Below are 16109 nucleotides of genomic sequence, written 5' to 3'. Positions count from 1 at the left end.
AATATTAATTTAAAAAAGTTCCCTTACAACATTTTTTTTATAAAATTAGACCCCAAAATATTTTTTTTTACAGAAATTTGTTCACATATTTGTTATCCCGAAATTCGGAACAAAATGACTCCCTTTTATTAAGAGAATCTTTATCAATAATAAAAAAATTTATTTGAATTTATGACTAAAACTGCTCAATCGGTATGGGAAAACTGTTTGTCCTTTATAAAAGACAATATTCAAGATCAAGCGTACAAAACTTGGTTTGAACCAATCAAATCAGTTGAGCTAACCGACAACGCGTTATATATTCAAGTTCCAAGTAAATTTTTCTACGAATGGCTCGAAGAGCATTACGTTAAATTATTAAAAGTTGCACTTACCAAAGAACTGGGAAAAAACGCAAAGTTACTCTATAAAATTAAAATGGAAAACACTTATGGCAACAAACAACCGTTTACCGAACAGTTGCCAAGTTCCAATAGAGTCCCAATGAAACCTCAGGAGGTTGATGCTCCGTTTAAAAACTTAAACCCTGAACTTAAAAACCCTTTTGTAATACCCGGAATAAGAAATTTAAAAATTGAGTCGCAATTAAATGCGAACTATAGTTTTGACAATTTCCTTGAAGGAGATTCAAATCGTTTGGCCCGCTCTGCAGGTATGGCAGTTGCCAATAAACCGGGAGGAACATCATTTAATCCGTTATTGATTTTTGGTGGAGTTGGTTTAGGAAAAACACACTTAGCACATGCAATAGGTGTAGAAGTAAAAGACAAATACCCTGAAAAAACGGTTTTATATATTTCTGCCGAAATTTTCACACAGCAATATATTGACTCGGTAAAAAAGAACAATCGTAATGATTTCATTCATTTTTACCAATTAATTGATGTTTTGATTATTGATGATGTTCAGTTTTTATCTGGAAAATCAGGAACTCAGGATGTCTTCTTTCATATTTTTAATTACCTGCACCAAAACGGAAAACAGGTAATTTTAACTTCTGACAAAGCTCCTGTTGATATGCAGGATATTGAGCAGCGTTTATTATCCCGTTTTAAATGGGGATTATCAGCTGAATTGCACCAGCCTGATTACGAAACCCGTATCTCAATCCTTAAAAACATTTTATATCGTGATGGTGTTGAAATGCCTGAAGATATTATTGAATATGTGGCACGCAATATCAAAACAAATGTTAGAGAACTTGAAGGTGCCATCATTTCATTAATTGCACAATCCTCATTCAACAAAAAAGAAGTTACAATTGAGTTAGCTAAAAGTGTTGTAGAGAAATTTGTTAAAAATGTAAAGAGAGAAATCTCTATCGATTATATTCAAAAAATTGTATCTGATTATTTTCAGTTGGATATTGAAACACTTCAATCAAAAACCAGAAAAAGACACGTAGTTCAGGCAAGACAACTGGCTATGTTTTTTGCAAAGAAATTCACGAAAGCCTCTTTAGCAAACATTGGTTCACAAATTGGAGATCGCGACCACGCTACTGTATTACATGCTTGTAAAACAGTTGATAATTTAGTTTCTACAGACAAACAATTCAAAAAATTTGTCGAAGACATCAACAAAAAATTAACGTTGTAAACATATCATGCCGGTAAAAGTTTTAATGGTTTGTTTGGGAAATATTTGCAGGTCGCCTTTAGCTGAAGGTATTTTAGCATCAAAATTACCCAAAAACAAATTCAGAGTAGATTCTGCAGGAACCGGATCCTGGCACGTTGGTCACTCACCGGATAAACGCTCTATTGCTGTTGCCAAAAAAAACGGCTTATCTATTGATGATCAAAAAGGAAGACAGTTTAAAACTTCTGATTTTGATGAATTTGATTACATTTATGTAATGGATAATTCTAATTATAATGATGTAATTCATCTTGCAAAAACACCTGAGCACAAAGAAAAGGTTCAGCTTATCCTGAATGAATTATTTCCTGACGAAAACGTGGATGTTCCGGATCCTTACTTCGGTGTAACTAACGGTTTTGATAATGTATATCAAATGTTAGATGAAGTAACGGATATAATCGCAAAAAAACTCATCGAAAAACACTCTTAATTTATCTGTCTTTCAATTATTCTATATCTAAGTAATTGAAAGATATTTCATTTTATAATCTATAAAATAAATTACATGAAACTTCTCGGAAAACTATATTTAATTCCAACTACTATGGGCGAAAGTGATCCAATGGATGTTTTGCCGCAAACAGTAAAAAGAAGTATCGATTTTATAGATCATTATATTGTTGAAAACGAAAAAACAGCCAGAAAATCAATAAAAGCGGTTTCTCCGGAAAAAAAACAATCTGAACTGGTTCTATTCACACTTAATAAACGTACAGAGCCAAATGAGCATTTAGACTTTATAAAACCTTTATTAGAAGGAAAAAATGTTGGTTTAATGAGCGAAGCAGGATGCCCTGGAGTTGCAGATCCCGGTGCTGTGATTGTAAAACTGGCGCATGAAAAAGGAATTCAGGTTATTCCTTTAGTGGGACCTTCTTCTATTTTATTGGCCATGATGGCTTCCGGAATGAATGGTCAAAGCTTTACTTTCAATGGTTATCTGCCAATTGACAAGGACGAAAAAAAATCAGCTTTAAAGCATTTTGAAAAATTATCCCAGGATAAAAATCAATCGCAGATTTTTATTGAAACTCCTTATAGAAACAATAAATTAGTGGAAGATATTTTACAGATTGTAAATCCTGCAACACATCTTTGTATTGCGACTGATATTACGCTGCCAACAGAATTCATTAAAACCATGAGAGTTTCTGATTGGAAAAAATTAAAAGTTGATTTACATAACCGACCAACGATTTTCATTATTCATAAAATGTAAACTAACTTTAAAACATCATGTTAATGAAAAAGTTTCTAATCCTGATTTTGATTTGCTTTGTGCAAAATATATTTTCACAAGACGTTATTTCTAATAATGATGATCCGATTTATAATAGAGCTGGTATTGATATAAAACCTGAATTTCCAGGAGGAGATAATGAATTTTATAAATTTTTTAATACCAATTTTAAAAATCCAAAAGAGTGCACCAAGCAATGCAGCTTTTTAGTTGATTTTGTCGTTGAAAAAGATGGCTCATTAACTAATATTAAATCCTTGAGAGAGCTTGATTACGATATAAATTGTGAAATTATTCGTGTTTTAAACCTGTCTCCTAAATGGATTCCTGGCAAACACGATGGCAAAACATTAAGAGTACTATATTCATTTGTTATGTCATTAAAATAATTAACACAATAGGTTCTTAATATTTTAAAATAGAATTTTTATCCAGCTCACAAGTTTTCCCCAAATCAAACTTTTCCATGAGTAAACTTCCAAATGTAACAACAAGCATTTTTACAGTAATGTCTAAAATGGCAACCGAATATAATGCAATAAATCTTTCACAGGGATTTCCTAATTTTCCTGTTGATGAAAGATTAACAGACATTATAGCAAAATTAGCCAAGGAAAATGTACATCAATATACACCAATGGCAGGTTATCCGCCATTGATGAGCCAAATTGCAAAACTGATAAAAAGCTCATACAACAGGACAATTAATCCCGAAACAGAAATCTTAGTTACCACAGGAGCAACACAGGGAATTTTTACTACCATTTTAGCTTTAGTAAAAACTGGTGATGAAGTAATTATTCTGGATCCTAGCTATGATTCCTACGAATCCCCTGTTTTACTTTGTAATGCAAAACCAGTTCGTGTGGTGTTAAATGATGATTATACCCCAAATTGGGAAACGATAGAAAAAGCATGCTCTTCAAAAAGCAAGATGATAATTATCAATAATCCGCATAATCCGACAGGGAAAATTTTAAAAGAAGATGATTTTTTACAATTAGAAAAAATACTTTTAAAATATCCGGAAATAGTCATTTTATCAGATGAAGTATATGAATACATCACTTTTGAAGAAAAACATATTTCCGCCCACACCAGAGAATCATTAATAAATCGCTGTATTACGGCTTCTTCTTTCGGTAAGTCATTTCATATTACCGGGTGGAAAATTGGTTATCTTGTAGCACCTGAATATCTAATGAAGGAAATTAAAAAAGTACATCAGTTTTTAGTTTTCAGTGTAAATAGTATTTCACAAGTTGCTATAAGTCAATATTTAGATATTGTAGACGTAAATCTGTTAGGTAAATTTTATCAGGAAAAGAGGGATTATTTTCAAAAACTATTACAAAAAAGCCGATTTGAATTAAAGCCCTGTGAAGGAACTTATTTTCAGGTTGCTTCTTATGCAAACATTTCAGAAGATGACGACATTACTTTCTGCAAGAAACTAATTATTGACCACGGTGTCGCGGCAATACCTATTTCAACCTTCCATTCTGACCATAAAGACCAAAAATTAATCCGTTTTTGCTTTGCCAAAGACAACTTCACTCTTGAATCAGCAGCAAAAAAAATATGTCAGATATAAAGTTTTCATAAATTTTATAACAATATTATGCGTGCATCCTATTAAATTAATTAATTTTGTAAAAATAAAAAAAGTATGAGCTATACAGATAAAATGTTACGGGACGATGCTTTAAAAGGTAAAGTCATTGTGGTTACAGGCGGCGGAAGTGGTTTAGGAAAAGCAATGACTAAATATTTTTTAGAGTTGGGTGCTCAGGTAGCTATTACTTCAAGGGATTTAGAAAAGCTAAAAAACACTGCCACTGAGCTGGAGAATGAAACCGGAGGGAAATGTTTACCGCTTCAATGTGACGTTCGTCATTATGAAGAAGTAGAAAACATGCTTCAGGAAGTTTTAAAAACTTTTGGAAAAGTGGATGTTCTCTTGAACAACGCAGCCGGAAATTTTATTTCCCCAACAGAAAGATTATCTGCAAATGCATTTGATACTGTTATAGATATCGTACTAAAAGGTTCTAAAAACTGTACACTGGCTTTTGGAAAACATTGGATTGATACCAAACAAAAATCAGCTACGATCCTGAATATTGTAACTACATACGCCTGGACGGGTTCTGCATACGTAGTCCCTAGTGCGACGGCAAAAGCCGGAGTTTTAGCCATGACAAGAAGTCTTGCTGTCGAATGGGCAAAATACGGAATTCGTTCAAACGCAATCGCTCCGGGACCATTCCCTACTAAAGGGGCCTGGGACAGATTATTACCGGGAGATCTTGCTGAAAAGTTTGATATGGCTAAAAAAGTGCCTTTGAAACGCGTTGGCGACCATCAGGAATTAGCCAATTTAGCAGCTTATTTAGTTTCTGATTTTTCTGCTTACATAAACGGAGATGTCATTACGATTGATGGTGGAGAATGGCTAAAAGGCGCTGGACAATTTAATTTACTTGAAGCAATTCCCGAAGAACTTTGGGATCAGCTTGAAATGATGATAAAAGCAAAAAAGAATAAATAATTTTACGTGCTTACTAAATTCAGAATATTTAACTATACTGATTGCACCCAAATCCCGATAACATTGCTATCGGGATTTTTTCATTTTTTTTACCATATAAGTGATATAAGTTCAATTAAGTCCCGTTTTATTTAAATATTTTTTCGCTTACATTTACTTACATTACTTATATGGTTTAAATTCACAATATATTTATTCAATCACTTAAATTATTATTTTTGCCAAACAAACATATAATACCAAATTTATGCTCATTATTGGAATTGCAGGAGGAACAGGAAGTGGAAAAACAACAGTAGTACATCAAATCATGAACGAATTGCCAGATACTGAAGTTGGCGTAATTTCTCAGGATTCATACTATAAAGAAACCCATAATTTGTCGTTTGACGAAAGAGCATTAATCAATTTTGATCATCCGAGGTCTATTGATTTTGAATTATTAGTAAAACACCTTAAAGCTTTAAAAGCAGGTGAAACAATCGATCAGCCGGTATATTCTTTTATTCAGCACAACAGAACTGACGATACCGTTTCGACACATCCCAGAAAAGTAATGATTGTTGAAGGCATTTTAATTTTAACAAATCCCGAATTACGTGAACTTTTTGATATTAAAATTTACGTTCATGCTGATTCTGACGAAAGATTAGTTCGCCGTTTAAAACGTGACATTTCAGAACGCGGACGTGATATCGACGAAGTTTTAACACGTTATCAAAATACCTTAAAACCAATGCATGAGCAATTTATCGAGCCTTCAAAAGCATTTGCTGACATTATTATTCCTAACGACAAATACAATACCGTGGCTATCGATGTAGTTCGTGCCGTAATTAATCAACGAATTTTATAATTTTTATTGTAAATTTATTCCATAAAAATCAGGAGCTGTTTCCCGCTCTCGCCTTTATCTTTTAATGGCAGAAAAAGCCATAAAAAGGATATCGGCTCCATCGGGGCTAAAAAACGAATCGAAGTCATAAAACGTAGTCGGTTAAATATAAACTAAAATGAAAAATCCATACAAAGACAAATCATGGTTCAGATTCCTAAGCAATAAATATGTCTGGGTATTACTTTTTTTTGTCGTTTGGATGTTGTTTTTAGACAATTACTCCTATTTTGATCATCGCTTTTTAGACAATCAAATCAATGAACTCGAGGATAATAAAACCTATTATCAGGAGGAAATTAAAAAAGATCAGGAACAGATAAAACAACTCAAAAATCCTGAACAGATAGAAAAATATGCCCGCGAGAAGTATTTTATGAAAAAAGACAGCGAAGATATTTACATCATAAAATTTGAAGGAGACACTATTCAGGAAAAAGAATAAATCAGAAAAAACAAACAATGGCTACTACCCTATTCGACAATTTTAATCCGATTTCATCCAAACAATGGAAACAAAAAATTCAGTTTGAATTGGATGGAGCTGATTATAACGAAACTGTAATCTGGAATTCTCCCGAAGATATTCAGGTAAAGCCTTTTTATCACAGCGACGAATTTTCAAAACCAGCTTCAGTAGAAACAAAAGCAACAGATTTCAAAATCTGCCAGAACATCTTTGTTTACGATATCGAAAAATCGATTCAAAGAGCCATAAACACGCTTGAAAGAGGTGCTGAAAGTTTGCGTTTTACTATTCAAAACGAAAAAATTGATCTTCAAAAACTATTAGAAAACCTTCCTTTAGAAAATAAAACCGTTTACTTTAATTTAAATTTTATTTCAATCGATTTCGTAAAAAAATTAGAGGTAATTTCAATTCAGAAAAAAGCTGTTTTTTATTGTAATCTGGATCCAATTGGTCATTTTGCAAGAGAAGGAAACTGGCTTACAACTTCTGATAAAAATAATTTTGAAACCATTGATTTAATTTCAAAATCAACCAAAAATCTGTCATTAATAAGCATAGACTCAGGTTTGTATCAAAATGCAGGCGCCAATATTACACAACAAATCGGGTATAGTTTAGCTCACGCAAACGAATATTTAAACCGTCTGCCAAATATTCCGAAACAAATCGTTTTTCAGGTTGCTGTCGGAACGAATTATTTCTTCGAAATTGCTAAACTTCGTGCATTACGAATGCTTTTCAAATTAATTGCTAACGAATATAACCCGAATTTAGAATGTCATTTATTGGTTACTCCCACCAAACGCAATAAAACCATTTACGATTACAATGTAAATATGCTTCGTACCACAACCGAATGTATGTCAGCAATACTTGGCGGTGCAGATGCTGTAGCCAATTTACCTTATGATTCTTTGTATCATAAAGACAATGAATTTGGTGACCGAATTGCACGAAATCAATTACTGATTTTAAAACACGAAAGCTACTTTGACAAAGTAAACAATCCTGCCGACGGAAGTTATTATATTGAAAGTTTAACGATGCAACTAGCTGAAAAGAGTCTTGCTTTATTTAAAGATATTGAAGCAAATGGAGGATTTTTGAAACTTTTGAACGACGGAACGATTAAAAAGAAAATCCAGGAAAGTGCCAGTAAAGAGCAAGAATTATTTGATGCAAAAAAAGAAGTTTTAGTAGGCACGAATAAACATCCAAATAAAGAGGACAAAATGAAACATGATTTAGAACTGTTTCCTTTTGTAAAAATAAAACCAAGAAAAACATTAATTACTCCCATAATAGAAAAAAGATTAGCCGAAAAATTAGAGCAAGAGCGGCTAGAATTAGAATAATCATTTTCAAAGTAATTAATAAACTACTCCAAAGAGTATTTCCATGATAAGAAAAGACCTTAAACATATAAATCTTCAAAGCCTAAAGTCAGAAGTCGAAAGTCAGAAATCAGATGTCCTGACTAACAACTTTATAACCGCTGAAGGAATTGAATTAAAAGAAACCTATTCTGAAAAAGATATTGAAGATTTAGAGTTTCTTGATTTTGGAGCTGGCTTTGCACCAAATTTGCGGGGACCTTATGCGACCATGTACGTAAGACGTCCGTGGACGATTCGTCAATACGCAGGATTTTCTACAGCTGAAGAAAGCAATGCTTTTTACAGAAGAAATTTGGCAGCTGGACAAAAAGGATTATCCATTGCTTTTGATTTACCAACGCACAGAGGTTATGATTCAGATCACGAAAGAGTTGTTGGAGATGTTGGTAAAGCTGGAGTTGCCATAGATTCTGTTGAAGACATGAAAGTATTGTTTGATCAGATTCCGCTTGATGAAATGTCGGTTTCTATGACAATGAACGGCGCTGTTTTACCAATTATGGCTTTTTATATAGTTGCTGCCGAAGAACAAGGCGTTGCCATTGAAAAACTTTCAGGAACTATTCAGAATGATATTTTGAAAGAATTTATGGTGCGTAATACCTATATCTATCCACCAACACCATCAATGAAAATAATTGCAGATATTTTTGAATTTACCAGTAAGAAGATGCCAAAATTCAATTCAATATCTATTTCAGGTTATCACATGCAGGAAGCCGGTGCAACTGCCCATATTGAATTGGCCTACACACTTGCTGATGGTTTGGAATACATAAGAACCGGGTTATCAACCGGAATGACGATTGATGAGTTTGCACCACGATTATCTTTCTTCTGGGCAATTGGAATGAATCATTTTATGGAAATTGCAAAGATGAGGGCAGGAAGAATGATTTGGGCAAAATTGGTACAGCAATTTAATCCAAAAAGTGATAAATCATTAATTTTAAGAACGCATTGTCAAACGAGCGGCTGGAGTTTAACAGAACAAGATCCTTTTAATAATGTATCCAGAACTTGCACAGAAGCTGCTGCGGCTGTTTTTGGAGGAACTCAGTCTTTGCATACCAATGCACTTGATGAAGCCATTGCTTTACCAACCGATTTTTCAGCAAGAATTGCACGTAATACCCAGATTTTTTTACAGGAAGAAACCAAAATCACTAAAACGGTTGATCCATGGGCGGGGAGTTACTATGTTGAAAGCCTCACTAATGAAATGGTTGAAAAGACCTGGAAACTGATAGAAGAAGTAGAAGAATTGGGCGGAATGACAAAAGCTATCGAAGCCGGAATTCCGAAATTACGAATTGAAGAGGCTGCAGCGCGAAAACAAGCACGAATAGATAGCGGACAAGATATTATTGTTGGTGTAAATAAATTTAGATTAGATAAAGAAGATCCGTTACATATTCTGGATGTTGACAATCAAATGGTCCGCAAACAGCAAATAGAACGTCTTGAAGAAATAAAATCAAAAAGAGATACTGAAAAAGTAAATCAATCACTCGAAAAATTAATCCTTTGTGCTAAAACCGGACAGGGAAACTTACTGGAAATTGCTACCGAAGCTGCAAGAAACAGGGCAACTTTAGGGGAAATCAGCGATGCTCTGGAAAGTGTTTTTGGCAGGTTCAAAGCACAAATTAAATCCATTAGCGGTGTGTATAGTGCAGCAATAAAAAACGATGAAAGTTTTGAAAAAGCAAAACAATTAGCAGACGCTTTTGCAAAACAAGAAGGCAGACGTCCCAGAATTATGATTGCCAAAATGGGACAGGATGGACATGATCGCGGTGCAAAAGTAGTGGCAACAGGCTATGCCGATGTTGGTTTTGATGTAGACATTGGCCCACTTTTTCAAACGCCTGCTGAAGCAGCTAAACAAGCTGTTGAAAATGATGTACATATTTTAGGTGTTTCATCATTAGCTGCGGGACATAAAACATTGGTTCCTCAGGTAATCGAAGAACTTAAAAAATACGGAAGAGAAGATATCATGGTAATTGTCGGAGGTGTAATTCCGGCACAGGATTATCAATATCTATTTGACTCCGGAGCAGTTGCTGTTTTTGGTCCGGGAACTAAAATTAGCGAAGCTGCCATTAAAATATTAGAAATATTGATTGACTAAAAAGCATAAAAAAATCCCGAATTATCGGGATTTTTTGTTTTCTTGTAATTCTTAATCGTTTATTGTAGCATTACTATCTGCTTCGATAAAAGAAAGATCATAACCTCCAAAGGCTCTCATGTAACTTTTTAATGAAGTCCCATAGGCATCTCTAAAATGTCTGTTTCCTTTATTTTTGAAAAAGTTTTTTACTGATCCGGCACCACCAAGATGGGCAGCAGCTAAAATTCCGGATTCGGTAATTGCAACGCCATTAATAACTTTTCCTTCATACTTTTCAATTTCACTGCGTAAAATCCATTTGTTTTTGGACAATAATGCAATAAATGCTTTTTCTTGTAAAGCAGGATCTTTTAAAAAGGCTTTGTTGTTGTGAATACCTATAGCTCTTAAAGCTTTAGAACCAAACTGATATTTTCCCATATAACCAAGTGAATTAACCAATCGGTATTTTCCTTGAGATTCCTTAAAGGCAACAGCTTCTTTAAAACCTATAAGATGCTTTCCTGTAAATGGGATGTGTAAATTGGTTAAAATAGGATAATCATCCTCTTCCTGCGATGGAAATAAGTATTCAGATCCATCTGTTTTTTCTGTGAGAAACCACGGTTTAGTTTCCAGATTAAAGGGTTTAAAACCCAAACTCAAAAATGTAATAATAACGATCAAACTCGCATAAAAATACCACTTCTTTATCATAAATTGTTTTTCTTCAAATCGCTGTCACCTCTTTGAAATTTCTACGGTGCAAAGATAATAAATATAAAACAATGCTGATATTCAGTAATTTAACGTTTTTTAAAAATATAGAAGATGTCCTTTAAGCCCTTTATTGGCGGAGTATTCGAGCGTTGGAGCAGGAATTTTAATTGTGTTAAAAACAGAAAAAATAGTTTTTAAAAAATGCGATTTTGTTTCAATTTTCGTCAAATTTAAGTCAAAACTAAGATAAAACTGACGAAATCTTTTGGGATTTTGAGCTAAAGCAAGATTATCATTTTGTAAATTTCCTGTTAACATTCCATCAGCTCCATATCCAAAAGCGACATTTAACCACTTGGGAATTTTTGTTTCTTTTGCAAAAGAATGAAGATTAACTGATAGCCAATATGTTTGTCCGTTATAGTCTTTTAGAATCTGTTCGTTGAGTGAAGTTCCAAGCTTGTCAGGCCTTTGATTTGCATATTGAGTAGTATGAAAAGAGAATTTTGGCGTAATTCGTTGTTCTTTCCAAAGTAATTCCTGAGATACATACAATGCTGTTCCGGTTGTATTAGCTATAATATCACCTGAAGAAGCGCCCCATTCAGATGAATATCCGTCTAAAACTTCAACAGCTGCTAAAAAAGCAAAACCTATACCGGCACCATAAATTAATTGTTTTTTAGAATTTGCTCCGCTCCAGTTAAGAGCTTCAGCACCAAATCTTCCTAAATGATAAGCGGAATAAAAATGCCCCACTTTATCCATCTGAAGCCATTCATTATTATCATTTATAAAATGAAAATTTGATCTTGAATAATCGGCATACCAAATCTGATTCAAACCAATTAAAGTAGCTGAAGCTAAAGCAGCCTCAGTTACAATAACAGTATTTTGTCTCTTTATATTTAAAGTATCTGAAGGAGTTAAAAAACTTTCGATTTTGCTTTGAGCAAATATTGATTGAAAACTCAAACAATATAAAACCGATAAAATAAGGACATTTTTTAAATTCAAAACTATCTTATTACACCTTGACTGGCAATCCAGTCTGAATATTTTTTTGCATTTATAGTATGTTGCTCATAAGTAGAAGCAAATTCGTGATATCCAAAACGATCCACACTCGCACAAAAATAAATATAATCATGCTTTTCAGGATTCAAAACTGCATCAAGAGCTGTAATATCAGGCATGGCGATTGGTCCCGGAGGAAGTCCTATATTCACGTAAGTGTTATATGGAGATTTCATAATTAAATCATTATAAAAAACTCTTTTGATAACCTGATCAAAATTATTCGATTTTAATTTCAATGCATAAATCACGGTTGGGTCTGCCTGCAAAGGCATTTCTAAACGTAAACGATTTAAATAAACACCGGCAATGCGGGGCCTTTCATCTTTTTTAACCGATTCTTTATGAACAATCGAAGCTAAAATTGTAGCCTGAACGGGAGTTAATCCCTGAGCTTTGGCTTTAGCAATTCTTTTATCAGTCCAAAAATTATGGTACTCCTTAATCATTTTATCACGAAACTTTTCAGCTGATGTATTCCAATAAATTTCATAAGTATTTGGAATAAACATGGCAAAAACATTCTCTTCGTTAAAACCATTAGCTTTTAAGAAAGTAGAATCTTTAATCGCCTTCATAAGAGATAAACTGTCTGCTTCAATTTCAGAACCTACTCTCCCTGCAAAATTCTCCAGACGCTCCTGATTATTAAAAGCTAATTTTACGGGAACATTTGAACGCATTGCTCTAACCAAATCGATATTATTCATGTCTTTTTTAAGCAAAAAACGACCTGATTTTACGTTTTCAGGATAGCTTCTTTTATTAGCTACCATTTCAAAATTATCAAAATTCTTAATGTAGGGTTCTAATATTTTTTTTACATCCGTATAATCAGCTCCAGTTGGAACATACACATAAAGTTCTTTTTCTTCAAATTTAGTATTGGCACTAAAAATTCTGCTTATTAATATAAATCCGTAAATCAATAAAACCGATATTACTGCTACGGCAGTTAATGTGATAATTTTTTTTATAGTCAAAGCTGTGTAAATTTAAACTTGTTTATTAATTAACTGAAAAATTGCTTCATCCTGGTACATACCATTTAGCAAAATCCAATCTTTTTTAATTCCTGTTTTCTCAAAACCAAATTTAGTAAAAAGAGCTATACTTGCTACGTTTTCTACACTAATATTTGCATATAACTGATGCAAATTTAAATTATAAAAAGAATACTTAATTAAAAGTGCTAAAGCTTCAGAACCAATGTTTTGATTTCTGTTATCTTTATTTTGAATTACAATTCCGACTCCAGCCTTATTATTTTTAGGATCAAATTCAAATAAATCAATCAATCCTATAGCAGGAAAATCTTCATCCTGACAAATCGCAAGGCGTAATTGTTTCGCCTCATAAATATCCTGATTTGCATTTTCCAGATATTGGCGGACTAAAAAACGGCTGTACGGAGTTTGTGTGTTGCTGACTTCCCAAATGCTCTGATCATTCTCCATTGCATAAACAAACTCCAAATCATTAGGTTCTAATGCACGCAGGTAAATTGATTCGCCTTGGAGTGTTATCATCTTTAATTTTAGATTTTAGATTATCTTTCCGATTGAAAATTTTAAATCTCTATAGTCCCTTTAAATACAAACTTTGCTGGTCCGGTTAAGAAAACATTTGTATAATGATTCCCAATCTTATCAAAAGAAACAACAAGTTTTCCTCCTTCAACATTCAGGTTAATTGAAGTCTTATCAGTTTGTCCAATTGCATTCATAGCAATTGCAACAGCCGTAGCACCAGTTCCACAAGCTAAAGTTTCATCTTCAACACCTCTTTCGTAAGTACGAAGTGAAAATTCAGAGTCATTTATTTTTTTTACAAAATTAACGTTACTTCCTTTTTCTCCATATAATTCACCATAACGAATGGCTGATCCATTTTCTTTTACATTATAATGCTCTAAATCTTCAACAATTTGTATGTGATGCGGAGAGCCTGTATTTAAAAAAGTATAAGAATCATTTATTTGAACTTCATCAACATCAATCATCTGTAATGAAATAATAGCATCATCTCCTACTGAAGCATGATGTAAGCCATCAGTAGCAATAAAAGTTGTTTTATTTTCAATTACACCCAACTGATTAGCAAAAGCTACGAGACAACGTCCACCATTTCCGCACATTGAACTCTGATTTCCATCAGAATTGTAATAAACCATTTTAAAATCAGTTTCAGAATCATTTTCAAGCAAAATAAGTCCATCAGCACCGATTCCAAATCGCCTGTCGCACAAACGTTCGATTAGTTTGATATTATCTTTAGGGAAAAAATCTAAACGATTATCAATCATTACGAAATCATTTCCGGTCCCTTGATATTTATAAAATTCTATTTGCATTTTTATTCCATTAAGAAACACAAAAGTACGAACTATTAATGAAATGTTAATCATTGTTAAAGAGCGTTAAACCATTTTATTGAATAATTTTTTCAATTAATTTTACGATAAATAACTTAAACATAAATTCTAATTATGAAAAGATTTTCAACCTTATTTTTAGTATCATTATTGAGTGGTGCTACTACCCTTGGTGCTTACAAAATATTATTTGAGAGCAACAATTCTTTTTTTGGAAAAGAAAATTCTGTTGTAACTCTTGCTCCCAATTCATACGGAAAAAATGTTGCACTGGCTGCTGAAACAGTAGATTTTACTGAAGCCGCAGATAAAACGATTCATACCGTTGTTCACGTAAAAAATGTATCCCGTAGAACTGTCAGTAATCCCATGATGGAATTTTTCTATGGTTATGGTGGTCAACAACAACAAGAACAGGTTGGTACCGGTTCAGGAGTTATTATTTCAGAAGATGGCTATATCGTTACTAATAATCACGTAATCAAAGACGCTTCCGAAATTGAAATTACATTAAATAATAGAAAATCATACAAAGCAAAACTGATTGGTACCGATTCTAAAATGGATATTGCGTTATTAAAAATTGATGCAAACGAAAAACTGCCATATACTGCTTTTGCCAATTCTGATGATACAAAAATAGGTGAATGGGTTTTAGCTGTTGGAAATCCGTACAATCTGACTTCTACTGTAACTGCCGGTATTGTTTCGGCTAAAGCCAGAAACTTAGATACAAACGGAATCCAGTCTTTCATTCAGACAGATGCTGCCGTAAATCCTGGAAATAGTGGAGGCGCACTGGTAAACACACGTGGCGAATTAATTGGTATTAATACCATGATTTCTTCTCCAACTGGCAGCTATACAGGATATTCATTTGCAGTTCCTTCTAATATTGCCCGAAAAATCATTGAAGATATCATGGAATTTGGAAATGTCCAAAGGGGTATTTTAGGCGTTGAAGGTGGTGAACTAAACAGTAATGCGTCAAAAGAATTAGGGATTTCTGAAACACAGGGATTTTACATCAATAAAGTTTCTCCAAAATCCGGAGCTCAAAAATCAGGTCTGACAAAAGGCGATATTATTGTAAAATTAGACAATCAAAACATTGCAACTTATGCTGACCTTTCTGGTTACATTAATACAAAAAGACCAAATGACGTTGTTGAAGTAACTTATATCAGAGAAGGAAAAACAAAAACAATTCCGGTAACATTAACAAAAAATGAATTTTTTAGTGCCGAATTTAAAGGAATAGAATTAGAAAATATTGATGTTACAGATAAAAAGAAATTTCATATTGATTATGGTGTGAAAATTAAAAACATCACAAATGAAAATTTAATGCAATATCAAAACGAATTACAAGGAAATATTATCCTAAGTATTGATAATGTAAAAGCAACAAATGTTGAAACTGTTTCTAAACTTTTAAAACAAAAAGACGAGGGACAAAGCATCCGTCTTGAAATGATAAACAAAGGGGGAGAAATTCTTCGAATTATTATTTAGTCACAGTTTACAGTTGCAGTATTCAGTTGCATAAACTGACAATTGAAACTGAGACTAAAAACTCAAAAAAAGCCATCTTAATTTCTGAACATGCCCCAAAAAGTT

General features: G+C 33.2%; 16 protein-coding genes. 11 read left to right on the top strand and 5 right to left on the bottom strand.

Annotated features, from left to right (window positions below; genetic code table 11):
- Positions 1–171: 171 nt before the first annotated feature.
- From dnaA to scpA, 10 genes are all read left to right on the top strand, one after another.
- Positions 172–1599, top strand: a complete 1428-nt coding sequence (gene dnaA, locus PMI10_RS16110) for a chromosomal replication initiator protein DnaA (RefSeq protein WP_007809948.1) — start codon at positions 172–174, stop codon at positions 1597–1599.
- Between the two features lie 7 nt (positions 1600–1606).
- Positions 1607–2074, top strand: coding sequence for a low molecular weight protein-tyrosine-phosphatase (locus PMI10_RS16105; protein WP_007809946.1), 468 nt, complete (start codon positions 1607–1609; stop codon positions 2072–2074).
- A gap of 75 nt (positions 2075–2149) precedes the next feature.
- A complete protein-coding gene (locus PMI10_RS16100; RefSeq protein WP_007809944.1) occupies positions 2150–2863 on the top strand; it encodes an SAM-dependent methyltransferase in 714 nt (237 codons plus the stop codon).
- 23 nt (positions 2864–2886) lie between these two features.
- The gene (locus PMI10_RS16095; RefSeq protein WP_007809942.1) at positions 2887–3273 is read left to right on the top strand and encodes a hypothetical protein; all 387 of its coding nucleotides are present in this window, start codon (positions 2887–2889) and stop codon (positions 3271–3273) included.
- A 77-nt stretch (positions 3274–3350) separates the two neighbouring features.
- A complete protein-coding gene (locus PMI10_RS16090) occupies positions 3351–4478 on the top strand; it encodes a methionine aminotransferase (RefSeq protein WP_007809940.1) in 1128 nt (375 codons plus the stop codon).
- Between the two features lie 75 nt (positions 4479–4553).
- Positions 4554–5435: an SDR family oxidoreductase gene (locus tag PMI10_RS16085; RefSeq protein WP_007809938.1), complete on the top strand. Its 882-nt coding sequence runs from the start codon at positions 4554–4556 to the stop codon at positions 5433–5435.
- A gap of 247 nt (positions 5436–5682) precedes the next feature.
- A complete protein-coding gene (gene udk / locus PMI10_RS16080) occupies positions 5683–6291 on the top strand; it encodes a uridine kinase (protein WP_007809936.1) in 609 nt (202 codons plus the stop codon).
- A 157-nt stretch (positions 6292–6448) separates the two neighbouring features.
- The gene (locus tag PMI10_RS16075) at positions 6449–6775 is read left to right on the top strand and encodes an FtsB family cell division protein (RefSeq protein WP_007809933.1); all 327 of its coding nucleotides are present in this window, start codon (positions 6449–6451) and stop codon (positions 6773–6775) included.
- A 17-nt stretch (positions 6776–6792) separates the two neighbouring features.
- Entirely contained in the window at positions 6793–8157 is a 1365-nt protein-coding gene (locus PMI10_RS16070; RefSeq protein ID WP_007809931.1) for a methylmalonyl-CoA mutase subunit beta, read from the top strand.
- A gap of 43 nt (positions 8158–8200) precedes the next feature.
- A complete protein-coding gene (gene scpA / locus PMI10_RS16065; RefSeq protein ID WP_007809929.1) occupies positions 8201–10336 on the top strand; it encodes a methylmalonyl-CoA mutase in 2136 nt (711 codons plus the stop codon).
- Positions 10337–10387: 51 nt separating this feature from the next.
- Here scpA and PMI10_RS16060 read toward each other — a convergent pair whose 3' ends face one another.
- The 5 genes from PMI10_RS16060 to dapF all read right to left on the bottom strand — a co-directional run bounded on the left by PMI10_RS16060 (position 10388) and on the right by dapF (position 14468).
- The gene (locus PMI10_RS16060) at positions 10388–11035 is read right to left on the bottom strand and encodes a hypothetical protein (RefSeq protein WP_007809927.1); all 648 of its coding nucleotides are present in this window, start codon (positions 11033–11035) and stop codon (positions 10388–10390) included.
- Between the two features lie 99 nt (positions 11036–11134).
- Positions 11135–12013 (bottom strand): DUF2279 domain-containing protein, encoded by an 879-nt coding sequence (locus PMI10_RS16055; RefSeq protein WP_238539476.1) that lies wholly within the window; start codon positions 12011–12013, stop codon positions 11135–11137.
- 44 nt (positions 12014–12057) lie between these two features.
- Positions 12058–13098 carry an endolytic transglycosylase MltG gene (gene mltG / locus PMI10_RS16050; RefSeq protein ID WP_007809922.1) on the bottom strand — a complete coding sequence of 347 codons (1041 nt, stop codon included), beginning with the start codon at positions 13096–13098 and terminating at the stop codon, positions 12058–12060.
- Positions 13099–13110: 12 nt separating this feature from the next.
- The gene (locus PMI10_RS16045) at positions 13111–13644 is read right to left on the bottom strand and encodes a GNAT family N-acetyltransferase (RefSeq protein ID WP_007809919.1); all 534 of its coding nucleotides are present in this window, start codon (positions 13642–13644) and stop codon (positions 13111–13113) included.
- 41 nt (positions 13645–13685) lie between these two features.
- Positions 13686–14468 (bottom strand): diaminopimelate epimerase, encoded by a 783-nt coding sequence (dapF, locus tag PMI10_RS16040; protein ID WP_035631999.1) that lies wholly within the window; start codon positions 14466–14468, stop codon positions 13686–13688.
- A gap of 135 nt (positions 14469–14603) precedes the next feature.
- On the opposite strand from dapF, the gene PMI10_RS16035 reads away from it, so the two are divergent.
- Positions 14604–16004: a trypsin-like peptidase domain-containing protein gene (locus tag PMI10_RS16035; RefSeq protein ID WP_007809914.1), complete on the top strand. Its 1401-nt coding sequence runs from the start codon at positions 14604–14606 to the stop codon at positions 16002–16004.
- Positions 16005–16109: the final 105 nt, after the last annotated feature.

Source organism: Flavobacterium sp. CF136, assembly GCF_000282055.1.
Taxonomy (GTDB): Bacteria; Bacteroidota; Bacteroidia; order Flavobacteriales; family Flavobacteriaceae; genus Flavobacterium.
This window is presented reverse-complemented; position numbering and strand designations above follow the sequence as displayed.